The organism is Hymenobacter setariae, from assembly GCF_007713685.1.
GTDB lineage: Bacteria > Bacteroidota > Bacteroidia > Cytophagales > Hymenobacteraceae > Hymenobacter > Hymenobacter setariae.
Window position 1 is genome coordinate 78,429 of sequence record NZ_VMRJ01000004.1, and the last position, 23,613, is coordinate 102,041.

21 protein-coding genes are annotated in these 23,613 nt (G+C 57.0%); 9 read left to right on the forward strand and 12 right to left on the reverse strand.

Going from position 1 to position 23,613, the window contains the following annotated elements; genetic code table 11:
* Window positions 1–54 precede the first annotated feature (54 nt).
* A complete protein-coding gene (locus tag FNT36_RS15220) occupies window positions 55–1,467 on the reverse strand; it encodes a sugar transferase (RefSeq protein ID WP_144849452.1) in 1,413 nt (470 codons plus the stop codon).
* Between the two features lie 98 nt (window positions 1,468–1,565).
* Here FNT36_RS15220 and FNT36_RS15225 point away from each other — a divergent pair, with 98 nt between their 5' ends.
* From FNT36_RS15225 to FNT36_RS15235, 3 genes are all read left to right on the forward strand, one after another.
* Window positions 1,566–2,234, forward strand: a complete 669-nt coding sequence (locus tag FNT36_RS15225; RefSeq protein ID WP_144849454.1) for a protein-L-isoaspartate(D-aspartate) O-methyltransferase — start codon at window positions 1,566–1,568, stop codon at window positions 2,232–2,234.
* A gap of 181 nt (window positions 2,235–2,415) precedes the next feature.
* Window positions 2,416–2,895, forward strand: a complete 480-nt coding sequence (locus tag FNT36_RS15230; RefSeq protein WP_144850759.1) for an acyl-CoA thioesterase — start codon at window positions 2,416–2,418, stop codon at window positions 2,893–2,895.
* A gap of 12 nt (window positions 2,896–2,907) precedes the next feature.
* Window positions 2,908–3,699, forward strand: a complete 792-nt coding sequence (locus FNT36_RS15235) for a hypothetical protein (RefSeq protein WP_144849456.1) — start codon at window positions 2,908–2,910, stop codon at window positions 3,697–3,699.
* A gap of 74 nt (window positions 3,700–3,773) precedes the next feature.
* Here FNT36_RS15235 and FNT36_RS15240 read toward each other — a convergent pair whose 3' ends face one another.
* The 6 genes from FNT36_RS15240 to alaS form a co-directional block, all read right to left on the reverse strand.
* Window positions 3,774–4,898, reverse strand: a complete 1,125-nt coding sequence (locus FNT36_RS15240) for a TlpA disulfide reductase family protein (RefSeq protein WP_233635953.1) — start codon at window positions 4,896–4,898, stop codon at window positions 3,774–3,776.
* A 91-nt stretch (window positions 4,899–4,989) separates the two neighbouring features.
* Window positions 4,990–6,447, reverse strand: coding sequence for an Asp-tRNA(Asn)/Glu-tRNA(Gln) amidotransferase subunit GatB (gene gatB / locus FNT36_RS15245; RefSeq protein WP_144849460.1), 1,458 nt, complete (start codon window positions 6,445–6,447; stop codon window positions 4,990–4,992).
* Window positions 6,448–6,605: 158 nt separating this feature from the next.
* The gene (locus tag FNT36_RS25930; protein ID WP_144849462.1) at window positions 6,606–8,234 is read right to left on the reverse strand and encodes an OmpA family protein; all 1,629 of its coding nucleotides are present in this window, start codon (window positions 8,232–8,234) and stop codon (window positions 6,606–6,608) included.
* 241 nt (window positions 8,235–8,475) lie between these two features.
* Window positions 8,476–9,234 carry an energy transducer TonB gene (locus tag FNT36_RS15255; protein WP_144849463.1) on the reverse strand — a complete coding sequence of 253 codons (759 nt, stop codon included), beginning with the start codon at window positions 9,232–9,234 and terminating at the stop codon, window positions 8,476–8,478.
* 52 nt (window positions 9,235–9,286) lie between these two features.
* On the reverse strand, window positions 9,287–10,219 hold the full coding sequence (locus tag FNT36_RS15260) for an SPFH domain-containing protein (protein ID WP_144849465.1): 933 nt from the start codon (window positions 10,217–10,219) through the stop codon (window positions 9,287–9,289).
* Window positions 10,220–10,406: 187 nt separating this feature from the next.
* Window positions 10,407–13,088, reverse strand: a complete 2,682-nt coding sequence (gene alaS / locus FNT36_RS15265) for an alanine--tRNA ligase (protein WP_144849468.1) — start codon at window positions 13,086–13,088, stop codon at window positions 10,407–10,409.
* Between the two features lie 163 nt (window positions 13,089–13,251).
* On the opposite strand from alaS, the gene FNT36_RS15270 reads away from it, so the two are divergent.
* The 5 genes from FNT36_RS15270 (at window position 13,252) to FNT36_RS15290 (ending at window position 17,531) form a co-directional block, all read left to right on the forward strand.
* The gene (locus tag FNT36_RS15270; protein ID WP_144849470.1) at window positions 13,252–13,614 is read left to right on the forward strand and encodes a MerR family transcriptional regulator; all 363 of its coding nucleotides are present in this window, start codon (window positions 13,252–13,254) and stop codon (window positions 13,612–13,614) included.
* A 94-nt stretch (window positions 13,615–13,708) separates the two neighbouring features.
* Window positions 13,709–14,830 (forward strand): DNA-processing protein DprA, encoded by a 1,122-nt coding sequence (dprA, locus tag FNT36_RS15275; protein ID WP_144849472.1) that lies wholly within the window; start codon window positions 13,709–13,711, stop codon window positions 14,828–14,830.
* 119 nt (window positions 14,831–14,949) lie between these two features.
* The gene (locus FNT36_RS15280) at window positions 14,950–15,834 is read left to right on the forward strand and encodes a hypothetical protein (RefSeq protein ID WP_144849474.1); all 885 of its coding nucleotides are present in this window, start codon (window positions 14,950–14,952) and stop codon (window positions 15,832–15,834) included.
* Window positions 15,835–15,854: 20 nt separating this feature from the next.
* A complete protein-coding gene (locus FNT36_RS15285) occupies window positions 15,855–16,724 on the forward strand; it encodes a hypothetical protein (RefSeq protein ID WP_394348949.1) in 870 nt (289 codons plus the stop codon).
* A gap of 6 nt (window positions 16,725–16,730) precedes the next feature.
* Window positions 16,731–17,531, forward strand: coding sequence for an aminotransferase class IV (locus FNT36_RS15290; RefSeq protein WP_144849478.1), 801 nt, complete (start codon window positions 16,731–16,733; stop codon window positions 17,529–17,531).
* Between the two features lie 3 nt (window positions 17,532–17,534).
* Here FNT36_RS15290 and FNT36_RS25550 read toward each other — a convergent pair whose 3' ends face one another.
* The 5 genes from FNT36_RS25550 to FNT36_RS15310 form a co-directional block, all read right to left on the reverse strand.
* A complete protein-coding gene (locus FNT36_RS25550) occupies window positions 17,535–17,819 on the reverse strand; it encodes an energy transducer TonB (protein WP_233635955.1) in 285 nt (94 codons plus the stop codon).
* A gap of 282 nt (window positions 17,820–18,101) precedes the next feature.
* On the reverse strand, window positions 18,102–18,257 hold the full coding sequence (locus FNT36_RS25555) for a hypothetical protein (protein WP_233635956.1): 156 nt from the start codon (window positions 18,255–18,257) through the stop codon (window positions 18,102–18,104).
* Window positions 18,258–18,489: 232 nt separating this feature from the next.
* The gene (locus FNT36_RS15300; protein WP_144849482.1) at window positions 18,490–19,284 is read right to left on the reverse strand and encodes a thymidylate synthase; all 795 of its coding nucleotides are present in this window, start codon (window positions 19,282–19,284) and stop codon (window positions 18,490–18,492) included.
* A gap of 105 nt (window positions 19,285–19,389) precedes the next feature.
* Window positions 19,390–20,445 carry a type I restriction endonuclease gene (locus FNT36_RS15305; protein WP_262712180.1) on the reverse strand — a complete coding sequence of 352 codons (1,056 nt, stop codon included), beginning with the start codon at window positions 20,443–20,445 and terminating at the stop codon, window positions 19,390–19,392.
* A gap of 196 nt (window positions 20,446–20,641) precedes the next feature.
* Entirely contained in the window at window positions 20,642–20,893 is a 252-nt protein-coding gene (locus FNT36_RS15310) for a hypothetical protein (protein WP_144849484.1), read from the reverse strand.
* A 178-nt stretch (window positions 20,894–21,071) separates the two neighbouring features.
* Between FNT36_RS15310 and FNT36_RS15315 the strand changes: the two genes are divergently transcribed.
* Window positions 21,072–23,378, forward strand: a complete 2,307-nt coding sequence (locus FNT36_RS15315) for an efflux RND transporter permease subunit (protein ID WP_144849486.1) — start codon at window positions 21,072–21,074, stop codon at window positions 23,376–23,378.
* Window positions 23,379–23,613 lie beyond the last annotated feature (235 nt).

The following is a 23,613-nucleotide window of genomic DNA, read 5'->3' on the forward strand; positions in this document are numbered from 1 at the left end:
AACCACCTAGCCAGCCTGCCTGGCAAGCGTATCTGCACAATCCGTTATCCGCGATTATTTGCCGCGCCCTTCCAGAATGATTTTCAGCGTATAAAGCATGACCCGGAAGTCCATGGCCAAGCTCATATTCTCGATGTAGAGGATGTCGAATTTTAGGCGCTCGACCATCTGTGATACCGTTTCGGCATAGCCGTACTTGACCTGGCCTAGTGAGGTAAGACCGGGGCGTACACGGTGCAAGTGGCGGTAGTGGGGCGCGGTTTTCACAATCTGCTCGATAAAAAACCGCCGCTCGGGGCGCGGGCCCACCAGGCTCATGTCGCCCTTGAGCACGTTCCAAAACTGTGGAAACTCATCGAGGCGCACCTTGCGCATGAAACGGCCCCACTTGGTAATGCGCGGGTCGTGGTCGGAACTGAGCGCCGGACCTAGGCGCTCAGAGTTCACGTACATCGACCGAAACTTGATGATGTAGAACGGCACTCCGTTTTTGCCGATGCGCTCTTGGCGATAGAAAACGGGCCCCGGCGAGGAAGCTTTCACCATTGCAGCCGTGAACAGATACAGCCACGAGCCCCCCACAATAAATACTGCGGAGGTTGCCACATCGAGCCCGCGCTTAACTGCCTGCTGCCATAGAGGTAGTAGGTCTTGCTTGATTTCGATGAGCGGCGTCCCGAACAAGTGATTGACTTTCACTGACCCTAGCAGCATCTGGTACAGGTCGGGCAGAATGCTGATGCGGGCCGGCACGCCCTCTAGCAAGGCTAGTATTTCCTGAATGCGCTGATGCTCGCTGGGCTCAATGGCAATGATAACTTGCTCGATTTGCAGGTCTTGCACCAGCGTGGGCAACTCGGCATAGGTGCCCTGAGCCGGCAGTTCGCTAGCCAGCTCGGGGTTGATAACCTCACCAATGGGCACGAAGCCCACCAGCCGCAGCCCTAGGTGCTTGCCGGTGCGCTGCAGCTCACGCGAGGTATTCAGCGCTAACGCATTAGACCCTACAAGCAAGGCTGGAAAGGAGATTTGCCCACCGCGCACTAGGTGCTGCACGCTACTCACCGCCCAGATATGTAGTATGGCCGTAAGCGTAAAATGCAATACGTAGTAAGCCGTAACTGTCTTATAGTATAGCTGGTAGCTATTTACTCCATCATCAAGCAGCAAGCCGAAGAAGATAACGACCACCCCAAGCGCCGAGATGCGGGCTAGGCGAATGATTTCAGAAAGGCGCGACTTGCGAAACACATCGCGGTAGAGCCCCAGGAGGGTGTAGAGCAGCGTCCAGAAGGTAGCTACTAGCAGGGCCGCCCCCGCAAACTCCGCGACCATGGCGCGGGTGAAATAAGCGGCCGTGACTTCGTGCAGCAAGTACTTGCGCAGCGGAAAGAAACCCGCCCAAGCCAACAGGGCCGCCCCAAAATCGGCAGCGACTAGCTTGCAGTACTGAAGGCGGCGGAGCAAGAGCAAAGGAGCGGGCAAGTCGTATTTTCGCAGCGTATGGCGCAAAAATAGGGCGCCGCCCCGCCAATAGCTCAACCTCTCCGCTTATCACTCCTCCGATTTCCCCCGACCGCGACACCTATCGCCACCGCGGCCAGCGCCGAGCGCTGGTGACGCTGCTACGCGAGCAGCGCGGCATTCGCGACGAACGCGTGCTAGCCGCGATGGCCGCCGTGCCACGCCATCTGTTCTTCGAGCCTGCCTTCGAAGCCCACGCCTACCAAGATAAAGCCTTCCCCATTGGGGAGGGCCAAACCATCTCGCAGCCCGCCACCGTGGCTACCCAAACCGAGCTGCTGGGCGTGCAGCCCGGCCAGCAGCTGCTCGAAATCGGCACAGGCTCGGGCTACCAGTATGCGGTGCTGTGTCAGCTCACCAGCCAGGTACAAAGCATTGAGTTCAACCCTGTGCTCTACGCACGGGGGCGGGCGCGCCTAGCCGCCCTAGGCCTGCCCACGGCGGGCCTGCACCTAGGCGATGGCTCGCTAGGTTGGCCAGCCGGTGCGCCCTACGACGGCATCTTGGTAACTGCTGGCGCCCCTGCGCTGCCCCCAGCCCTGCTGCGGCAGCTGCGCATAGGCGGGCGGCTAGTGGTGCCAGTGGGTGCTCAAGACCCCAGCCAGCAGCAGCTCCTGCGCATCACGCGCGAGGGGCCTGAGTCCTTTGTGCGGGAGGAATTTGGTGGGTGCCGGTTTGTGCCACTGCTGGGCGCCGCGGGGTGGAAATAACCGAAGGTGGTAGAAGGGTGCCTGGCCGACCTCTCGGTCGCGCCTTGGCAGCGGCCGTACCTTTGCACTAGTTGGCTTGCCTCGCTATACACCGCCGCTGCAATTCCAACTTTCTAATTTTTACTTTATAAGTACCCTCGAAGTGCGCAAGCAACGCCCCGTCGCCGACTCCTACGTCATCATGACTGAGTTGGTACTGCCCAACGATACCAACACCCTCAATAACCTGATGGGTGGCCGCATGATGCACCTCATGGACATTGCCGCTGCCATTGCCGCCCAAAAGCACTCCAATCGCATCGTCGTCACAGCCTCGGTTGATAACGTGTCGTTTCGCGACGCTATTCGCCTAGGTAGCGTTGTTACCCTGCAAGCGCAAGTAACGCGAGCCTTCAGCTCCAGCATGGAGGTGCACATCGACGTGTGGGCCGAAGACATTCCGAGCGGCACCAAGATGAAAACCAACGAGGCATTCTTCACCTTCGTGGCCGTCGACCAATCGGGGCGCCCCATCGATGTGCCCGAGGCCGTGCCCGAAACCGCCGACGAAATTGCCCTCTACGACGGGGCCCTGCGCCGCCGCCAGCTACGCCTCGTGCTGGCCGGCCGCATGAAGCCCACTGATGCCACCGAGCTAAAAGCGTTATTTGAACTAGCTTAATCTTAGGCACCTATGGCTGACGAGCAAGCCGGCACCCTAGCCTTTCTGCAAAATTTTTATACTGATATTACGCTCTACATGCCCTTCGAGGCGCACGAGCGTGAGCCTGCGCCTGCGCCTGCCGTAGCGAGCGCTCCGGCTGAGAGTAGTACGCCAGTGGCCGCAGCGCCGGCACCTAGGCCGGCCGTTGCCTCACAAGTGCCACCAGCTGCACCTGTGCCGCCAGCCGCACCAGTAGCTGTAGCTAAGCCAGTGCCACCAGTAGCGGCCCCAGTTGGCAAGTTGCCGTCGCTGTCGGGTACAGGGCTAAGCGCACCACCCACTACGCCACCCCCAGCACCCACTACGCCGCCACCCGCACCCGCTAGCCCCGCGGCAGCACCAGCCGTAGCGCCTTATCTGCTCACCGAATTCAGCACCCTAGGTGCTAATGCACAAGGAGTAGTGCTACTAGTACGCCTGCCCGCCGAGCGGTTCAATAAATTACCGCGCAACGTTTTCCTCAATAACTTGCTTAAAGCCATTGGCTTAGTTATGGCCGACGTAGTGCTTGTAAACGTGGAGGGTCCCTACCCCGTGGCTTTGCAAAACCTACGCAAGGAAATTGCCGCTACCCACATCCTAGCCTTTGGCAAAAACTTGCTCGATGTGGCCGTGCGCACCACGCAGATATACGAGCCCGTGCAGTTTCCCTCTGTGGGCCTGGCCTACCTGGCCGGCGCGGAGGTCGAAATGATAGAATACGACACCAGCCTCAAAAAGCGCCTTTGGGGCGGCTTGCAGCGCATGTTTTTAAATCAGTAAAACAAGCCCTAGGTATGAAAAAGGCCCGCTTCTACGTAGAAGCGGGCCTTTTTCATACCTAGGGCTCGGGGCACTTATTTCAGCACCTCGGCCAGTTTGGCTTGCAGCGCGGGGCCGCGCAGGTTTTTGGCAATGATTTTACCTTGTGGGTCAAGCAAAAACGACTGCGGAATAGCTTGAATGCCGTAGGCCGAGGCAGCGGCGCTGTTCCACTTTTGCAGGTCCGATACGTGGTTGGGCCAGGCTAAGCCGTCGGCCGCAATGGCCTGGGTCCAGCGAGCCTTGTCGTCGTCGAGCGACACGCTGTAAATCGTGAAGCCCTTGCCTTTGTCCTTATACTCATTATAGGCTTTCACCACGTTGGGGTTTTCGCCGCGGCAGGGGCCGCACCAGCTGGCCCAGAAGTCTACCAGCACGTACTTACCGCGCAGGCTTTTCAGCGAAAGCTTAGTGCCATCTGGCTTGGCCAAGTTGATTTCGGGTGCTGAGGTGCCGATAGCCGTGGCCCGCAGCGGCGCCAGCCGCTCGGTGAGCGCCGCCGTGAATGGCGAGTTGGGCTGCGCCGTGCGCTGTACCGTAGCGATGGAGTCAGCAAATTGAAACTCCTCATCGGGGCTCACGAAGCTGAGCACCGCAAAGCCCGCCGCTACCGACTTCGCATTGCGCCGAATAATAGCTTTGTTGCGGGCCGTCAGGTTATTCACCGCTGTTAGGTACTGGTTCTTGATGGTGTCGAGCGAATCGGTTTTACCGCTCTGACTGGCCAGTGTGTAGCGCTGCCCTAGGTTTTCGAGCTGCACCTTGCTGGCCAGGTTGCTGCGCGTAAGCTCCTGAATGACTTCTGAATCCTTAGAGCCTTTCACAGCATAGGTCGTCATCAGGTTCTTGGCGTCGCCATTCAGGGTAAGGCGGGTTTTATTGTCGAGTACCAGCAGCACCTGGTTAGGCTCGTCTACCTTCAGCTGGTACACGGCGGCCGAGGCCGGCTGCTCGCCTTTGAAAGTAAAGTTTCCCTGCGCGTCGGTTTTGGCCGTGCCACGCTCCACAAACTGGCTGCTGGTAAGCTCGGCCAAGTGGAGCGTAGTACCCGCCGGGGCATTCTTGAGCTGCCCACTTATTTCGTAGCCAGAGGCCGCACTGGCGTTCTGGCAGGCATTGGTGAGGCCAAGCAAGGCCACGGCAGCAAGGGTAAGATTCATAGAGGCAGTCATGGGGCAAAACAACGATAATAGCGCACCTAGGGCTGGTGCATTGCGGCTGAAAGCGCAGAAGGAGGCAGGTAGTTCCCGCTTAGCCATCCAGGCCCTTGCGCAGCAGCTGGTTGGCCAGCTTGGGGTCGGCCTTACCACCGGTCAGCTTCATTAGCTCACCCATAAACATGCCAGTGAGCGACTTTTTACCGGCTCGGTACTCAGCTACTTTGGCTGGGTTGGCGGCCAGCACCTGGTCCACCAAAGCTTGCAGTTCGCCCGCGTCGGCCTTCGTGAGTAGCCCTAGGGTCTCGGCTGCGCCCGTGGCGTTGGCAGTGGGGTGCTCGAGCAGATATGGAAACAGCTGCTTGGAGGCCACCGAGTAGTTGAGCTTGCCCGCATCAATCAGCTCGATGATGCCCGCCAACTGTGCTGGGTCGAGCGGGAAGTCAGCTAGCTCCAGCGCCCGCTCGTTGAGGTACGATTTCACGGGGCCCATTATCCAGTTGGCCGCAGCCTTGGCATTGGGCGTGAGGCGCGACAGCTCATCGAAGTACTGGGCCACTTCCTTCTGGTCAATCAGCACGTTGGCGTCGTAGTCGCTTAGGCCCAGTTCGCCCGTGAAGCGGGCATAGAGCTGCTGCGGCAGCGCCGGCAGGGCTGCCTGCACGCGGTGCAGCCACGCATCGTCCACTATCAGCGGCGGCAGGTCGGGCTCGGGGAAGTAGCGGTAGTCATTCAGCGTTTCTTTCGAGCGCTGTCCGCTGGTAGTGCCGCTAGTAGCATCGAAGCCGCGGGTTTCGGAGTCTACCTCGCCCCCATTCTCTAGGATTTCAACCTGGCGCTTTACCTCATACTCAATGGCCCGCTGCACATTGCGGAACGAGTTCATATTCTTGACCTCCACCTTCGTACCATACTCGGTGGCGCCCTTTTTCATCACGCTCACGTTGGCGTCGCAGCGTAAGGAGCCTTCCTCCATGTTACCGTCGCAGATTTCGAGGTACTGCACCAGCTTCTTGATTTCGGCTAGGTATGCGTAGGCTTCTTCTTCGGTGCGAATGTCGGGCTCACTCACAATCTCGATAAGCGGCACGCCCGCGCGGTTCAGGTCCACCAGGGTTTCGGTTTCGCCGGCTAGGTGCATGCTCTTGCCCGCGTCTTCCTCCATATGAATGCGCGTGATACCGATGCGCCGCGTGCTGCCATCAGCCAGCCGGATGTCAATGTGCCCGCCGTAGCAGATGGGCGTTTTGTCCTGTGTAATCTGATAGCCCTTGGGGAGGTCGGGATAGAAGTAGTTTTTGCGGGCAAACAGGTTTTCGCGCTGTATCTGGCAATTGGTAGCCAATCCCATTTTGATGGCAAAGTCCACGGCCGTGCGGTTCACGCGGGGTAGCGTGCCGGGGTGGCCTAGGGTGATTACCGATAGGTTGGTGTTGGGCAGCGACCCGTACTCGTTCTCATCCGACGAGTACATCTTGCTGTGCGTCAGCAGCTGGGCGTGTACTTCCAGGCCGATAACAGGCTGGTAATTCGCAATCGTGGCGTCGTCCATAAGTCTCTTAAGCTAAGAAGCCGCAAGTTAGTCCTGATTTAGTACCCAGCGAACCGGCGGCTATGCTAGTGTAAAACCACTGAACTCGATTAATGGCACAAAAAAAGTGGCCTGCTCGCTGGGAGCAGGCCACTTCTAAGTAGGCTACCTAGGCGCGTTTACTTGCGCTTGGCGGGGGCCTTTTTCACAGGCGCCTTGCGGCTGCGGGGCGAGCCGGTGCCAGTGGTTTTCTTGCCGGGCAGCGGCTTGCCAGTGGCTTTCAGCTCCGAAATGCTCGGGGCAGGGCCGTACTTGGCTTCGGCAGCGTTGGCTTCGCCGGTCAGGTAAGGGTCAAAGTCAACGCGGCGGTTTAAGGCCTGGCCAGCTTTGGTCTTGTTGTCGGCAATCGGCTTGGTTTCGCCATAGCCGCGTGACTCGATACGCTCGGCCGGAACGCCTTTGTCAACCATGTACTTGCGAGCGGCAGCAGCACGCTCGTAGCTCAGGCGCAGGTTGTAGTCGTCGTTGCCCACGTCGTCGGTGTGGCCAGCGATGCTGAGTGAGTAGTCGGGGTACTCGTTCATAATCTGCACCATCTGCTCCAGCTTGGGGAACGACGAAGGCTTCAGGGTAGCCTTGTTGAAGTCGAAGTTGATGTACTTGGTAGCCTCGTTGAGGACCTTCTTCTGCTCGGCCTTAATCTCGGGGCAGCCTTTGTTGCTGGCGGGGCCGGCACGGTCGGGGCAGCGGTCCTGGTAGTCGGGTACACCGTCACCGTCGCGGTCGAGCGGGCAGCCGTTAGCATCCACTTTCACACCAGCAGGGGTGTTGGGGCACTTGTCGAGATAGTCGGCCACGCCGTCACCGTCGCTATCAACGGGGCAGCCCGAAGCGTCTACTTTCACACCAGCGGGGGTGTTGGGGCACTTGTCGTCGTTGTCGGCTACGCCGTCATTGTCCGAGTCGGGGCAGCCTTGCAGACTAGCGAGGCCCTTCACGTCGGGGCACTTATCTTGGTAGTCAGCTACGCCATCACCATCGGTGTCTACAGGGCAGCCGTTTTCGTCCACTTTCACACCCTGCGGGGTGTCGGGGCACTTGTCTTTGCGGTCAGGCACACCGTCGCCGTCGGTGTCTTTGGCCTTACCAAAGTTCACGGTTACACCGGCCGAGTACTGCAGGTACTGGTCGTACTTATTAAACCACCCATTGCGTGGGCCGGCTATCCCATCTAAGCGAGCATCATCGGTAAACAAGATGTGCTGACCGGCTTGCACGAAAAAGTTAAAACCGGGCGTAATGCGGAAATTAAGACCTACTGCAGCCTGCGCATCAAACGCCCCGTAGTTGGTAGAACTAGGAGTCGTTGCGTTGTTGAGGTAGCGGTCGGTGTAGATGTAAGCGTAGCCCGGCTGCAACAAGATGTAGGGCTGAATGGCGGCATCCTCTTTTAGCGCCCAGCCGTTGTTCAGCTTTAGCTTGAAGCCTAGGCCAAACGAGCTAACGTTGGCGTAGAAGCGGTTGCCGTTGATAAACGTGTTGGGGTCGCTGGGGTAACGCAGTGTGGCTTGGTTGGCCGACAGGTTGATGTCGAGACCTTTGCTCAGGTAGCGGCTCAGGGTGAGGCCGCCCCCAAACGTAGGATAGCGGCGCATGAAATAGTTGTTGCCTAGGTCGCCCCGGTAGCGCAGAATGGTGGTGTAGCCACTGAGGCCCCATTTGCGGTCAGCCGACTGCGCTTGCACATTTGTTGCCCCCGCCAGTAGCCCTAGGCCAAGCACGGAAGCAGTGAATAACTGGTGTTTCATTGAGAAAGAAAAAAGGGTACTGATTGACAGACGTAGAGAAAATTGGTGTAGTGTCTTGGCAAAAAGCGAGGCAAAGGTACTAGCGTACGCTAACGCACGCCAAGATTTTGCACGTTTCAAGCTCTTCGTAAGCCCCGTTGGGCTTCTTCGCAGCTAGGTACTGGTGAGCCCCGTTTTTGGTTGCTCATAACTAGGCGCGACACCTCCTTATTTTCTCAGGCTGGCGGGTATATAGTCCCTTTCAAAACTGAATTGGCAGATAATAAGCGCTTTGCACTATCCGGCCATCGCGCCGGGCCGGTGCAAAGCGGCGCGTCAACTTGGCGATGGTAGCCAGCACTGCGCGGTCTAATGAAGGCAGCTCGCTCGACACGGCCACCCTAGGCGATTGAATAGCTCCCTGCTCATCAACCATAAAACTGAGGCAAACCGTGCGCCGCATTAGCAGCATCAGAGGCGTTACGTCGCGCGGCCAACGCAACGCATTGTTTATCTCCTTCGTTAGCTGCGCATGGCCGCCCGGGTAGAGTGGCAGCTGCTCGTAGGCGAAGTAGGCAACTGGCCGGCCCGCTTCGTCGAAGCACTGGCCCGGTAGCTCGGCCCCAGTTGCATATTCTGTGCGGCGCTTCAGCTGTCCATCGGGGTAGTAAAGCTCTAACTTTCCTTCGCGTTTTCCTTGTATGAAGGGCTGCCGGCTCTCCAACTGGCCGCTCTCGTACCAGGTAGTGGCCACGCCATGCACCTGCCCCATACCTAGGTCGGCGTAAGGCACGTATTCTTTAAGCAGACCCGAAGCGTAGTAAATGCGCACCAGCCCACGGGGCCCGGCCCAGCTTAGCGTTTCTACGCATAGGCCCGTCGAGTCGGTATGCGAAGTCACGCGGCGGCTCGCTTCCTCCGTCGTTTGCCGGGACTGCTCATAAGCCAGCGTATCGGTCACCGATTGGCCATGAGCCAGCTGGGCCAGCAGCCCGCAGATACCAGTATATAAGTAGCGCATCCGAAGCGAGTATCGTTAAGGCATGAACTTCATACAAAGCATTCTCAGCGCACTAGCGCCCGGTTCCGCGCGGCCGGTCAAGGTGCTGCAAGGCTAGCATTTGCTGCATATTCTTCTCGAGGCCCTCATTCGAGCCATCGAGGAAAATGACGTTGCCCTGGCCTTGCTCGGCAAAGTGCTTGATAGCTTCCGTCCACATCGAGAAGTAGACGAGTGAGGGGTCTAGGTTGTTGTCAGCCAGTTCTTGCACGGCGTGGGCCATACCCTTGGTTACCTCTTCCCGGAACAGTGCCACACCCTGCCCCCGCAGCTGAGCCGCGATTTTTTCGGCTTCTGCCGAAATCTTAATAGCGTTGCCCTCCGCTTCGGCCGCCTTGGTCTTGGTAATGAGTAGTGCTTGGCCCTCATTTTCGGCAGCTGCCTTTAGGTTGTTGCTAGCCACCACCTTAGCCATCGAACGCATGATTTCCTCATCAAAGGCAATATCGTTCAGTTGCAAATCGATAAGGTGATAGCCCCAGCTTTCGAGGGTTTCGTCGAGCTGGTCTTTCACGTGCAGCACGATTTCGCCACGCAGGCTGAGTACTGCCGCCTGGCGCTGCGTAGCCACAAAGGCCCGAATACTACCCTCCACGGTGCGCACCAGGGCCTGCATCAGGCTGCGCTCGTCCACAAATTTGAAGGCCACGCGCTTGATGGCTTCTTCACTTTGGTCGAACACCGCGTACACCAGCATGGCCTTGAAGTTGACGTTGGCCTGGTCAATCGTAATAGCCTGAAATTCTAGCTCCAACGAGCGATTCTGAATCGAGATGCGCTTGTAAACGTTCTCGATAAAGGGCAGCTTAAAATTCAGGCCCGGCACCATAATACGCCGGTATTTCCCGAAAATGGTAACAACCGCCACCGTGCCCTGCGGCACAATAACGTAGCTTAAAAAAGCCGTGAGCAGGAGCAACCCCAGGAAAATAAGGGAGAAGGACATGGCAGTAACGAAAAAGGGTTTACGCGGCTGCTAGTTAAGAACAAAACGTAGTTGTGCAGCGGCTTCTAGGCTACTTTATCGTGTTAGCCGCACGTTCATTACAGACGGCTCCTACCTCGCTCACCAAAAAAGCCCACCGGATACTATCCGGCGGGCTTTTTAATAGAACTATATCCAGCAATACTTGCTACAGGCCTGCAGCCACCAAGGCTTCGGCCTTGCCGATGGCGGCACCTAGGCCGCCCACGTTTTTGCCACCGGCGGTGGCGAAGAACGGCTGCCCACCGCCGCCGCCCTGAATTTCCTTGGCCAACTCACGCACCAGCGTGCTGGCGTTGAGCTTGCCGGCGCGGGCAATTTCGTCGTCCAGCATCACAGCTAGTTGCGGCTTGCCATCAATGTCAGCACCTAGGACGGCCACCAAGTTAGTTACCTGCTGGCGCAGGTCATAGGCTAGCTTCTTGAGGTCGTCGGCGCTGGTTGCCTGCACCTGAACAGCTAAGAAATGCACGCCATTTAGGTCCTTTACCTGATTGACTAACTGTGCCTTCTGTTGGTTGAGGCTTTGCTGAGCAAATTGCTCAATCTGCTTGCGCAGGGCCGCAATTTCTTCCGTCTGCTTTTCGAGAGTAGGCAGCAGGTGCTGCGGGTTACCAAGGGTTTCGCGCACTTGGTTTAGCAGGTCGATTTGCTGGTCCACAAAGGCCTCGGCCGCGCCAGCCGTTACGGCTTCGATGCGGCGTACGCCCGCGCCAACGGCGCTTTCGCTGGTGATTTTGAAATAACCAATGGCGCCCGTGTTCGGCACGTGCAGGCCGCCGCAAAGCTCTACCGAGTAGTCTTTGTCAAAGGTGATAACGCGCACAAAATCACCGTACTTCTCCCCAAACAAGGCCATGGCCCCTAGGTTCTTGGCCTCGGCAATAGGCACGTTGCGACGCTCATCCAACGGAATCTGCTGGCGGATGCGCTCGTTTACAATGGTTTCGATTTCACGCAGCTGGGCATCGGTCACTTTGGTGAAGTGCGAGAAGTCGAAGCGTAGCAGCTTCTCATTTACCAAGGAGCCTTTTTGCTGCACGTGCTCGCCGAGCACGCGGCGCAGCGCGGCTTGCAGCAAGTGCGTGGCCGTGTGGTTGTTCTTAATCAGCCCACGCCGCGCGGCATCGGGCCGGGCACGGAACTCTGCCCCTAGGTCCTGCGGCAGGTCCAGGGTGGTGTGGATGATGAGGTCGTTTTCCTTTTTCGTGTCGATGACGCGCACCTTATCGAAGGCACTTTCCAGAAAGCCGGTGTCGCCAATCTGGCCGCCGCTCTCAGCATAGAATGGCGTCTGGTCGAGCACCAGTTGGTACTCGGTTTTGCCTTTTTTATCCACCTTGCGGTAGCGCAGCAGGTGGGCGGTGGCCTCGTCTTGGTCGTAGCCCACAAATACGTTGGGCGCGTCGGTATCGAGCACTGTCACCCAGTCGCTCTGCTCGGTTTCCTGGGCGTTGCGGCTGCGGTTTTTCTGAGCTTCGAGGGCCTTCTTGAAGCCTTCTTCGTCCACCGTCAATCCTTTTTCACGGGCAATAAGAGCAGTGAGGTCAAGCGGGAAGCCGAAAGTATCGCTCAACTCAAACGCCGTTTGGCCATCAATCATGCCGCCGTTAGCACGAGCAGCTTCTTCGAGCGCATCAAGGCGACGCAGGCCGGTTTCGAGGGTTTTGAGGAACGCAATTTCCTCTTCCTCAATCACCCGCGTCACGAAGGCCTGCTGGGCTTTCAGCTCGGGGAAGATGCCGGCCATTTGGTCGGCCAGCACTGGCACGAGCTTATATAGGAAAGGCTGCTTTTGGTTTAGCGATGAAAAAGCGTAGCGCACGGCGCGGCGCAAGATGCGCCGAATGACGTAGCCAGCCTTCACATTGCTAGGCAGTTGGCCATCGGCAATGGTGAAAGCAATGGCGCGGATATGGTCGGCCAGCACTCGGATAGCAATATCGGTGCGCTCGTTTTCGGTGGCGGGCTGGTCGTTTACCGTAGCGGGTGAGGTGCCGTGGTACTGCACGCCAGCTTCCTTAGCGATAAACTGGATAAGCGGCTGAAAGACATCGGTATCGTAGTTCGATTTTACGCCCGATACGGCCATCATCAGGCGCTCGAAACCCATACCGGTGTCCACGCTCTGGGCGGGCAGCTTGATAAGCGACTTGTCGGCCAGGCGCTGAAACTCCATGAATACGTTGTTCCACACCTCTACCACTTGCGGGTGGTCGGCGTTCACCAACTCGCGGCCCGACTTCTGGACTATTTCACTTTCATCACGCAGGTCGATGTGAATTTCGGTACACGGGCCGCACGGGCCCGTATCGCCCATCTCCCAAAAGTTGTCCTTCTTGTTGCCGGGCAAAATGCGGTCGTCGGTGGTGTACTGCCGCCACAGGTCTTGCGTCTCGCTGTCAGGACCTAGGCCGTCGCCCTTATCACCTTCGAAGTAAGTCACATACAGCCGGTCTTTAGGCAGTTTGTACACCTCCGTCAGCAGTTCCCAGGCCCAGGCAATAGCGTCCTTCTTGAAGTAATCGCCAAAGCTCCAGTTGCCGAGCATCTCGAACATGGTGTGGTGGTAGGTATCGTAGCCTACCTCTTCTAGGTCGTTGTGCTTGCCACTGACGCGCAGACACTTCTGCGTATCGACCACGCGCTTGAACGGCGCAGGTTTGTTACCTAGGAAGTAGTCTTTGAACGGCGCCATGCCGCTATTGATAAACAGTAGCGTGGGGTCGTCTTTAACTACGAGCGGGGCCGAGGGCACGATGTGGTGGCCTTTGCTGGCAAAGAAATCGAGAAACTGCTGGCGAACGTGGCTGGCGGTTGGGAGCGACATGGCAGAAGAGCGCCCGGCAGCGGCCGGGGCATAATTAGGCTTGAAGAGGATTTGTGGCTACTTTTCGGCGGCCGAAACCGCCGGGCATCCCTTTTGCAAAGGTAGCGGCTCTCTTTTATTGATTTTGAAATACCTGCCGGGCCTAGGCCCGCGTTAGTGGCTTATGCCTTATAAAGAACGCGACATTACCAAACAGTACTTCACCATTGGCGAAGTGGCCGAGCAGTTCGGCGTGGCTACCTCGCTCATCCGTTTTTGGGAAACGGAGTTTGATGAGCTGCGCCCGCGCAAGAGCAAAAAGGGCAACCGCTTATTTACCCAGGCCGACGTCGATACGTTTCGCACTATTTATCACTTGGTTAAAGAGCGCGGCTACACTATTCCTGGTGCCCGCGAGATGCTGAAGCAGAAGGGCGGCCAGCTCAAGGATAAGATTGACGTGATTCAGTCTTTAGAGAAGGTACGCGGCTTTTTGGTGAGCTTAAAAAAGGAGATTGACGGAGCGGGGAAGGCAGATTTACAGTAACTAGCAGCTGCAATTGGCGAGCTTAGTTAACTTTACATCATCTCGACCGCAGAACTAGCTGCGCTCGGGCACGAAGCATAAAGCTTCGCGCTACATGCCTACCGACGACCTCTACCACGAACTCGCCCTCACCCTCCTTCCCGGCATTGGCCCGCAGCTCACGCGGCAGCTAATGAGCTATGGCTCGTCGGCCAAAAATGTGTTTAACCTGCCACCCGGCAAGCTGCGGCGCATTCCGGGAGTGGGCGACGCTACCATCAAAATCCTGACCGGACCCGAGCGGGGCAAGGCGCTGGCGCAGGCCGAAGCCAGCTTGCGCAAGGCCGAAAAAGAGGGTGTAGAAATTCTGTTTTACACCAGTAAGCGGTATCCTTCGCGCCTCAAGCTTATTCCCGACGCGCCGGTACTGCTCTACTACCAGGGCCCAGCCGACCTAAATGCGCCCAAAACGCTGGCCCTGGTAGGCACCCGCCAGGCCACCGAGTACGGCCGCGAGCAAACCGAGCGCCTGCTTAAGGGCGTGCTGCCGCACCAGCCCCTCATTATCAGCGGCCTGGCCTACGGCATCGATATCATGGCGCACCGCGCCGCCTTGCAGGAAGGGCTGCTAACAGTGGGCGTAATGGCTACTGGGCTCGATATCATCTACCCCGCCGCGCACCGCAAAACGGCCGAGAAAATGCGTGAAACGGGCGGTTTGCTTACCGAATTTCCCTTCGGCACACAGCCCGACCGTTACAATTTTCCGCAGCGCAATCGCATTATTGCGGGCCTTGCCGATGGCACGGTGGTGGTCGAAGCGGCGGCCAAGGGCGGCGCCCTCATCACCGCCGAGCTAGCCCTGAGTTACGACCGCGACGTACTAGCCGTGCCCGGCCCCTTAGGTGCCCCATCTTCGGAAGGCTGCAACGCTCTCATCAAGAGCCACAAGGCTGCGCTTTACCAAGAGCCCAAGGACCTAGAGCAGCTCCTGAACTGGGACGCCGCACTGCACCTGCCCGGCAAGTTTCAGTTGCCTCCCTCCTACTCGGCTGCCGACTTCACCGCCGACGAGTTTGCGCTCATTTCGGTGCTGATGGCTAGCAAGGAAGCCCAAATGGACGACTTGGCCTGGAAGGCGCAACTTCCTATTCACCTAGTGGCCTCACTACTGCTAGGGCTGGAATTCCGGAGCGTGGTGCGGGCACTGCCAGGCAAGAAATTCGTGCTTGTCTAGACCACAGATTCAAGCAGGCTGGTCGGAATGGTCGGACTTTGTGGACATTATTTACCTTTGGGCCTTTTTGTCTAAAATAGCATACCTAGTAAGGCTTACTGACGTCTTGCACCTCCTGTATGAGCCAATCTAAACGATTTCTCGCTGGGCTGCTGGTTACCACTTTCCTTGTAGCGGCAGGCTTCGCTTACTACCAGGCGCAGGCGCAACAAACGGCTACTCTAGCCCGCGTCACAGCGCTGGAAACCCGCTTGATAGCCAGCAACAAACAGCGGGCACTAGCCACTAAGAACACGTTGGCCAGCCTAGCTACTATTGTTGATAAAAATTACAACCAAGCCGCCGATGTGGCGGTGCTTCAGCAGGCCAAGGAAATTCAGGGTCGAACAAAGGCCCTGATTGATACGATACACCAATTGCGACAATCTTGGCAAGCTGGTCAGCGCCCAGAACTACAGCAACTTCCTGCACAGCTAGGTCAGTATGCGCTTTTTATCAGGGATTTCGTTCCTAGTGAGTCCACGCAATTGGCCTCTACTGCCGGCTGGCTAAGTGGCTTTGATGGTACGACCGCCCCGGCGCCCGTTGCATTAGCCGTGCTAACCAAACTCGAAACACAGACGCGGCAGCTAGAAGCACGAGCCCTACAAATCCAGGCTGAGAAAGTGGGCTCTAAGTGCTGCTTTTGCTTCGACAGAATCGGGGCGGCGGCAATACCGCTAGCTACAACAGTAGCTCCGGGCGCAGTTTACCAAGCCCAGCTTATGCTGCTGCAAGCTGCTTCGACTAGGCGCATGCACTTCAGCGCCAACGGCCAGGAAATACCTATTGACCCCGGTACTGGTCAGGCACTGGTGCATTTCGACGTGCCCGCCGCTCGCCCCGGCCAGCCCGATACTGTGCGGGCCGAATGGCACGGTCGCGCACAGCTGCCGTGGGCGGCCGGCGACACTACGCTGGAAATCACTGTGCCTTATCTCATCGTTAAGCCTCGCCAACGCTAATGCGCCGCCTTTTTCTTTTGGTGTTGTTAATAGGTGTAGTCAGTTGGGCCGCATTACGCCACTATGCCCAGCAAAACCAACTGTATCAGCAACTAGAGCAGCTGACAACAGTGCTCACTGCTGAGAATAACTTGGCTAGCCGCATTGCCGATGATGCCATAAGATATATGGAGGAAGCGGCTGCCAAAGACCGTAACCGACCGGCTGATATGGCACTCGTGCACCGTGCCCAAGCACTGCAAACCCGCGCTAAGCAACTAATAGAGGCGCTACGGAACACCGGCGACCGCTTGCATCGCGCCACTGGCAATACAGAAGCGCAGCCTTTGCAGCACCTAGGTGCCCCCATCGGCGCGGGGCTGAGTCACGACGCACCACAGCGGCAGGCGCTAGCGCGGCAGTTGGCTGCCTACACCGATACGCTGCGACGACTCGGTTTGCTTGAAGCCAAGACAGCACCACTGCTCTTGCCGGCCCTTGAGCCAGATACTCCAGTGATAGAGGCCCTAGCTGACCTTACCCGACTAGAAAGTGAGCTTTTGGCCCGCCACACGTACGCACTGCAACACATAAGCAACAAAGTAGGCGCGCGGCGCTGGCTAACACAGCCACTAGCAATTGCCACCGCCGAATCTAACGTAGTCGCCCCCGGTAGCACTTATCGCGCTCGATTAGGGGTAGCAAACTATTTTTCGGCTAATGAGCTAAGCATGCAGATGACCTGCAATGGGAGGCCCATCCCCCTCACGCCAGCTGGCACGGGGCTGGTGCGTTTCCACGCCCCCGCCCGCCCCGGCCCCGCCACCTGGTCAGGCACCATCCGAGTCAGTTCTAATGTCCGTGATTCTACGTTTAGAGTCACGGTGCCTTACCGCGTAGCTCGTCGCTAATCATTTATGCTATTATTTAATAACAACTTAGTATCTACTGCCAGCTTGCCCCTACCTAACCGTGGCTTGGCTTTCAGTGATGGTTTTTTTGAAACGCTAGTTTTTCGCGGTGCGCAACTGTGCCTAGCTGCCGACCACGCCGCCCGTATGCAGCAGGCAGCAGCGGCGCTCTACCTTACGCTGCCCGCACCGCTTGCCAGTGCAGAAGCCTTAACTACGACCCTAGGCCGCTTGGCCGCAGCCAACCACCTACCTGCCGCCCGCCTGCGCGTGCAGCTATGGCGTAGCGGCGGCGGGCGCTACACCCCACCCACCGACACGGCCGAGTGGCTGGCCACCGCCGAGCCATTCGTGCCCGACGACTCGCCCATCTCTAAAGCCCATTTTGCCCACGAAACGCAGTCTATTTACTCGCCGCTCAGCTTTTGCAAGGGTCCACAGGCGTGGCTTTATGTACGCGCCGCCCACGAGCGGCAGCAGCGCGGGCTCGATGAAATTCTTTTATGCAACAGCGCTGGGCAGGTAGCCGAGGCAGGCGCAGCAGCCATTTTTTGGCTCAAGGACAGCACCTTATATACCCCCGCCTTGGCTAGCGGCTGCGTAGCCGGGGTGCGCCGGGCCGATATCCTACGGCGAGCGGCCGCCCTAGGTATCCATTGCCAGGAAGGATTGTTTTTGCCAAGCGACTTACTAGCAGCGGATGCCGTTTTCACGGCTAACGTCGCTGCGGTGCGAGCCGTGCAGCAAGTGGGCCACGTCATTTTCGCCGAGCCGAGCCCAGCGCTATTGGCTAGCCTGCGGGGCTAGCGGCTACTCCATCTGGTAGCTGGCCGATACGGTGACTGTGTCGGCTTTTATTTTGGCTACCTGAAACTTAGCTGCCCAGAAAATGCGGAGGGTTTCGGCCTCGAGCGAGGTGGTTGCGGCTGCCACCTCGGTTGAAGTTGGCGGCGTTGCTAGCAGCGAAGCTACTTGGCGGCGCACCACCTGCGCGGCATTTACTTTACCGTTAGGGCCCACCGTCAGCCGCACGTAGATGCGACCCACTACACCAGCTTTCACAGCCGGCTCCGGGTATTTAAGATACTGGCTCATAAAACGATAAAATTTACTAGCTCGTTCTCGGCCGTTAGCTTCATCGTGCCAGAAGCGTGGCAAAATTGGCGATACAACCGCATCAACTTTTGGGGGCGGCGGGGGCTGCCGGTGCGGAAATGTAATCAGATGCCCGGGCGCGGCATAAACGCCTTCGCCAGTCTGGGCGCAGGCAGGAGCGGCGGCCAGTAACCAGCTGCCCCCTAAACCCATCAAAAAAACTCGTAGCGATTGCCTCATGCTGGCCCTTATACGGTGGTACGGCCTGCAGGGCTGAAGCACCTAGGTGTGAGTGGAAATTGTGGCTTCTATGGGCCCTAGGCCAGTGGCAGGCTTAGGCTCGTAGCGAGCTTGTTTGGCTTGGTGCACTACTTGTAAGCGTTGCCACTGCTCATAGTACTCACGCAAGTCAGCTTCAGTCACTTGGTTTTTGGCCAAAACAACTTTTCTGGGCCCTTGGCCCAAGTGCAATGCGGTAAGCGTGATAAGCGCCCGATGCAACGTGGAAAGCAGCGAAATACCCAAAATAGAAGTAGACTAGTTCTCCCTGATAAAAAAGACAATCCCGATGCCAAACTCACTACAGATACGAATATCCGGTAGTTAGGTCTACATGAAAAAGTACTTTTTTGAGAAAACCTGCTCTCATTTTTAGAAAATCTCCCTTTTTCTACACCGCAACTGGCGCTTTAATAGCTGGCCAGGGGTCGTAATCCTCCAGCTTAAAATCTTCATATCGAAAACCAAAAATATCCTGCACGTCAGGATTTAGGTGCATTGTGGGCAGCGAGCGGGGCGCGCGTTCCAATTGCAAGCGCGCTTGCTCGAGGTGGTTGCTGTAGAGGTGGGTGTCGCCGCCGGTCCAGATAAACTCGCCGGGCTGCAAGCCTGTCACTTGCGCCACCATGAGGGTGAGCAAGGCGTAGCTGGCGATGTTGAAAGGCACACCCAAGAATACGTCGGCCGAGCGCTGGTAGAGCTGACACGAGAGCCGGCCATCGGCTACATAAAACTGAAACAGGGCATGACAGGCGGGCAGCTTCATGCTGGGCAGGTCGGCCACGTTCCAGGCGCTCACCACCATGCGGCGAGAGTCGGGCTGGGTTTTGAGCTGCTGAATAATCTGCGAAATTTGGTCGATGTGGCCGCCGTGGCCATCGGGCCAGCTGCGCCACTGGTAGCCGTACACGGGCCCTAGGTCACCGTTTTCGTCGGCCCACTCGTCCCAGATTTTTACACCGTGCTCTTTGAGATAGGCGATGTTAGTGCTGCCCTGCAAGAACCAAAGCAACTCGTGAATGATGCTCTTGAGATGCACCTTCTTGGTGGTAACGAGCGGAAAACCCTCGGCTAGGTCGAACCGCATCTGAGGTCCAAAAATGGACAGCGTACCAGTACCAGTGCGGTCGGTTTTCTGGTTGCCTTGTTCGAGAATCTGACGGAGGAGGTCGTGGTATTGGCGCATAATAACGGCAACCTATTTTATCACAAAACAGAGCAGCCAGATTCAAAACTACAAAAAAGCCACTCCATATAGGAGTGGCTTCTAGGGACAGAGTCTTAAACTGCCTTATGATACAGGCACTTCCTGCCCTTTTGTTTCATACCGCTGCACTGCGGTTCGGATTCGGGAAGCCAGTTCATAGAGATTATCTAACGATGTAATATCTACTCGCTCGCCACCTTCCACATCGAATACAGTCACGAATTTTTTGCTGCCATTAAAATGCAGGCGGCAGATTGGCTTGCGGTTGTTGTCATCTAGCAAAATGCCGCAATAGGATTGCACGTCACGCATTACTACCCGGCTCACTGCTACTGACTTTCGTAGGATAGCTCGCACAATCATGAAGCCCTCCGTTTCTTCAACAGTTGTTTCAATCTCCTTATCGCTTGTCTCGGGTAGCGGAGCTGTAGGTACAGCTTCTGAAACAGGAGCAGCGGGAATTTCTTGAGACAAAACGCTACTAGTTGTGTCCAGCATGGCCGACCGGAGACGCATGGTAATCTTATCGTTCAGAAACTGATGAAACGAGCGATGCACCAGCACGCTAAACTGCTCCTTTAGCTTAGGCGTGAGCGTGCCATCATAAATCTGTTTTGAGATGAAGTGTATAAAGTCAGCAGAAGGCTGGTTGAATTGCTCTTCAAAATACTTTTTGAAAGCGCGCATGTACTTCAAATTGTAGGCAGCAAAAAGCATGTCCTCCATTTTGAAATCCAGCTTATTTAACTTCTTTATCTCTGAGACGTCGTTTTCTTGAAAATTAAACAGGTCAAACTCCATAAATGGACGTTCATCCATTTTATTCGGTTGCTCTAGGTCGGTAAAAAGCTTGTAATGAATACCATTGGTCAGGATGGCGATTCGAGCTTCCGTTACGTGGAAGTAACGAAATAATTGGCTAGCGTGATTGATATTTAAGTCGCTGCCAACGTGTTTGCACTCAAACAGAATGATAGGTTTGCCATCGCGCATAATGGCATAGTCTATCTTCTCGCCTTTTTTAGTACCGATATCGCAAATGAATTCAGGCACAACCTCTGTTGGGTCGAATACATTGTAGCCAAGAGCATTGATGAAAGGCATTACGAGCGCCGCCTTAGTAGCTTCTTCCGTTTGGATATGCGAAAGCTGCTTTTGAGCACGCGAGGCTAGATTAGCAAGTTAGTCAATAAGCTCCATAGGCTGATAGTGAGAGTGTAAAAGAATAGCGAAATGTACTATAGTTTTTAGAATAAACTAATAGATAAGTACCCATATACCAAAAAGAAAGGCCACCCTTTAAGGATGGCCTTTCTTTTTGGTATTTATCCTGTATTTATAAGGACTTCGTAGCTGACTTAGCCGAAGCCGTGGCTGGAGTAGCAGCCTTCATAGCCGCCATTTTGGCGCGGCAGCAGGCGGGCATACCAGCCATGCTAGCACTAGCGGTCATGCCTTTTTCACACTTGGCGGCAGCGGCGCCGGTGCAGTTGTCTTTTTTACTTTTAGCGGCAGGCTTGGTACCGTCGTTGGCAAAAGCAGTAGCGGTCGAAACCACCAGGGCAAGGGCGAGCAATGACTTTTTCATGGAAACGAAAGCTAAAGATGAACAGTTGAAGCTATTTGTTACTTCTAAAGTACGCGCTTTTTTGCATATCCACTACTCGGGCTGCGCGTTACTGCTACGCTTCGGCAAGCAGCCGCTATCGGCTTGAGTTACTGTTCTTCGCTTTCGCGGACTTGCAGCGTCCGCGCCACCTGTATTTATGCCCCTTCGTCGCCTTGCGCACCTCACGCTGCTGGTGCTAGCCCTGCTCACGGGGCTGGCCGGCTACTACGCCAGTCAGCTGCGTTTCAACTACAATTTCAACGACTTCTACCCGGCCGGCGACCCTGACCTCGACTATTACCAGGGCTACACCCAGCGCTTCGGCAACGACAACGACTACCTGCTGCTAGGCCTCGAAGCGCCGGCTGGCCAAACGGTATTTGCGCCGCGGTTTCTGGCCCAGGTTGATAGCCTCACGCGGGAGGCGCGGGGGCTGCCGCACGTGCTCAGCGTCACCTCCCCCACTACCCTCACCAACCCGGTGGTCGAGGGCTTTGGCTTTTATAACCTACCCTACCTGCACCCCGATGTGCCAGCCAGCCGGGCCCAGGACTCGACGCTGATTTTTCGGACGCCGGGGCTGGTGGGCAACGTCTTTAGCCGCGATGCGCGGGCCGTGGCGCTGGTGTTTCAGCTCACGCCTGACCTAGAGAAGCCGCCCGGCGACTCGCTGCTGGCCTCGCTGCGCCAAGGCCTGGCGCGGGCCGGGCTGCCCGCAGAGCGGGCGCACTTTGCGGGGCGACTGGTGGCGCAGTCGGTGTTTGTGGACCGGCTACAATGGGAACTGGTGGTGTTTATGAGCCTCTCGGTGCTGCTTGTGACGGGGCTGCTCTGGCTCACGTTCCGCACGTGGTGGGGCGTGCTACTGCCGCTGGTGGTAGTCCTAGGGGCCATTTTGTGGGGCCTAGGGGTAATGGGCGCCTGTGGCATCAGCATCGACCTGATGACGGCCTTGCTGCCACTAATGCTGTTTGTGGTGGGCATGTCCGATACCATTCATATTATCAGCCGCTACGTGAGCGAGCTAGGCTATGGCGCGGGCAAGAAAGACGCGCTCCGCATTACGATTAAGGAATCGGGCTTCGGCTCGGGGTTGTCGGCGCTCACTACCAGCATTGGTTTTTTTACGCTGATGACCAGCACCATCCGGCCCATTCACAACTTTGGGCTGTTTACGGGCATCGCGGTGCTGCTGGCGTTTGTGCTCAGCTTTACGCTGCTGCCAGCCATGCTGGTGCTGCTCAACAAGCCTGCCCTGCGCGAGCCGCGCAAGCACGGCCACGACTGGGACGGCGTGCTTGGCCGCCTCTTCAGCGGAGTGCTGCGGCAGCGGCGCCTGATATACGTGGTGAGTGCGCTGGTGCTGGCGGCCAGCATTGGGCTGAGCACGCGGGTCCGCATCAACTCCTCGCTGCTCGATGACTTGTCGAAGAACGACCCCGTGCGGCAGGATTTCGCGTTTTTTGATACGCACTTTGCGGGCGTGCGGCCCTTTGAGCTAGAGCTAAAGCCGGTGGGCAACCGCACGATTTACGACCCCGCTGTGCTACGAGAGATTGAGCAGATTGAGGGCTACTTAGGGCACACCTACGGCCTTCAATTTCAGGCGTCGCCGGCCACGCTAGTGAAGGCCACGCGTAAGGCCTTGCACGGCGGCGAGCTCGCCGAATACCGCTTGCCCGCCGACTCGACCGAGCTTAAACCGCTGGTGGCCAAGCTTATGCTATTACGTAAAAAGCCTGAGTTTCGGGCTCTGGCTCTGCCCGATGGCTCGGCCGGGCGCCTCACCGGCCGTATGGCCGATGTGGGTAGCGTCCGGGCCGATGAGCTGAACCGCAACCTGCGCCACTACCTGCGTACCCAGCTTGATACCACGGTGCTGCGCACCCGCCTCACGGGCTCGTCCAATCTCATTGATAAGAACAATGAGAACCTGACCCTGAACATGATACAGGGTATGGCCATCGATATCGCGATGGTCACGCTTATCGTACTGCTACTATTCCGCTCGGTACGCATGACGCTAGTGGTGCTCGTTCCCAACCTACTGCCCATCCTGGTAGTAGCGGGCGTGATGGGCCTAGCCGGCGTGAATATGAAGGTGAGCACGAGCATCATCTTTACCATCGCCTTTGGCATCGCGGTCGATGATACCATACACTTTATCAGCAAGCTGCGCCTCACCCTAGGGCATGAGCCCAACATATTTAAGGCCGTGCGCCGCACCTACCTGCTGGCGGGCAAGGCGGTTATCGTCACGTCGCTGATATTGGTGGGCGGTTTCTGCACGCTGCTCTTCTCATCGTTTGACGGCACGTTCTACGTGGGGCTGCTCATTGGGCTCACGCTGCTTTTTGGGGTGGTGGCCGAACTGACGCTGCTGCCGCTGCTCATCCTAGGTGTCTATAAAAAACGTGGCAGCAAGCTAGCCGCCGCGCCCGACGCGGTGCCCGAACGCGTGTAGCAGCTCTAGTGTAGCGCGGACTTTCAGTCCGCGAATAAATACGTTGCCTAGGCGCGTGCAGGAGCACTAGTGAGGCTACATGGCTTACCTGATTTACTCGCCAAGCTTATTTCTTAACTAGACGACACGCAAAGACATTGTCCTGCGGAGTTGGCCGAAGTATTTCTACCGCACCCTTAGCTGGAGCGATAGAGATTCTTCAGCCAACTCCGCAGGACAATGTTTTTTTTAAGCG

Excerpts from the sequence above, each read along its gene's own strand:
- FNT36_RS15230 (WP_144850759.1), top strand. The coding sequence starts at position 2,416 with ATGACTGAGTTGGTACTGCCCAACGATACCAACACCCTCAATAACCTG.
- FNT36_RS15235 (WP_144849456.1), top strand. The coding sequence starts at position 2,908 with ATGGCTGACGAGCAAGCCGGCACCCTAGCCTTTCTGCAAAATTTTTAT.
- FNT36_RS15240 (WP_233635953.1), bottom strand. The coding sequence starts at position 4,898 with ATGAATCTTACCCTTGCTGCCGTGGCCTTGCTTGGCCTCACCAATGCC.
- gatB (WP_144849460.1), bottom strand. The coding sequence starts at position 6,447 with ATGGACGACGCCACGATTGCGAATTACCAGCCTGTTATCGGCCTGGAA.
- FNT36_RS25930 (WP_144849462.1), bottom strand. The coding sequence starts at position 8,234 with ATGAAACACCAGTTATTCACTGCTTCCGTGCTTGGCCTAGGGCTACTG.
- FNT36_RS15255 (WP_144849463.1), bottom strand. The coding sequence starts at position 9,234 with ATGCGCTACTTATATACTGGTATCTGCGGGCTGCTGGCCCAGCTGGCT.
- FNT36_RS15260 (WP_144849465.1), bottom strand. The coding sequence starts at position 10,219 with ATGTCCTTCTCCCTTATTTTCCTGGGGTTGCTCCTGCTCACGGCTTTT.
- alaS (WP_144849468.1), bottom strand. The coding sequence starts at position 13,088 with ATGTCGCTCCCAACCGCCAGCCACGTTCGCCAGCAGTTTCTCGATTTC.
- FNT36_RS15270 (WP_144849470.1), top strand. The coding sequence starts at position 13,252 with ATGCCTTATAAAGAACGCGACATTACCAAACAGTACTTCACCATTGGC.
- dprA (WP_144849472.1), top strand. The coding sequence starts at position 13,709 with ATGCCTACCGACGACCTCTACCACGAACTCGCCCTCACCCTCCTTCCC.
- FNT36_RS15280 (WP_144849474.1), top strand. The coding sequence starts at position 14,950 with ATGAGCCAATCTAAACGATTTCTCGCTGGGCTGCTGGTTACCACTTTC.
- FNT36_RS15290 (WP_144849478.1), top strand. The coding sequence starts at position 16,731 with ATGCTATTATTTAATAACAACTTAGTATCTACTGCCAGCTTGCCCCTA.
- FNT36_RS25550 (WP_233635955.1), bottom strand. The coding sequence starts at position 17,819 with ATGAGCCAGTATCTTAAATACCCGGAGCCGGCTGTGAAAGCTGGTGTA.
- FNT36_RS15300 (WP_144849482.1), bottom strand. The coding sequence starts at position 19,284 with ATGCGCCAATACCACGACCTCCTCCGTCAGATTCTCGAACAAGGCAAC.
- FNT36_RS15310 (WP_144849484.1), bottom strand. The coding sequence starts at position 20,893 with ATGAAAAAGTCATTGCTCGCCCTTGCCCTGGTGGTTTCGACCGCTACT.
- FNT36_RS15315 (WP_144849486.1), top strand. The coding sequence starts at position 21,072 with ATGCCCCTTCGTCGCCTTGCGCACCTCACGCTGCTGGTGCTAGCCCTG.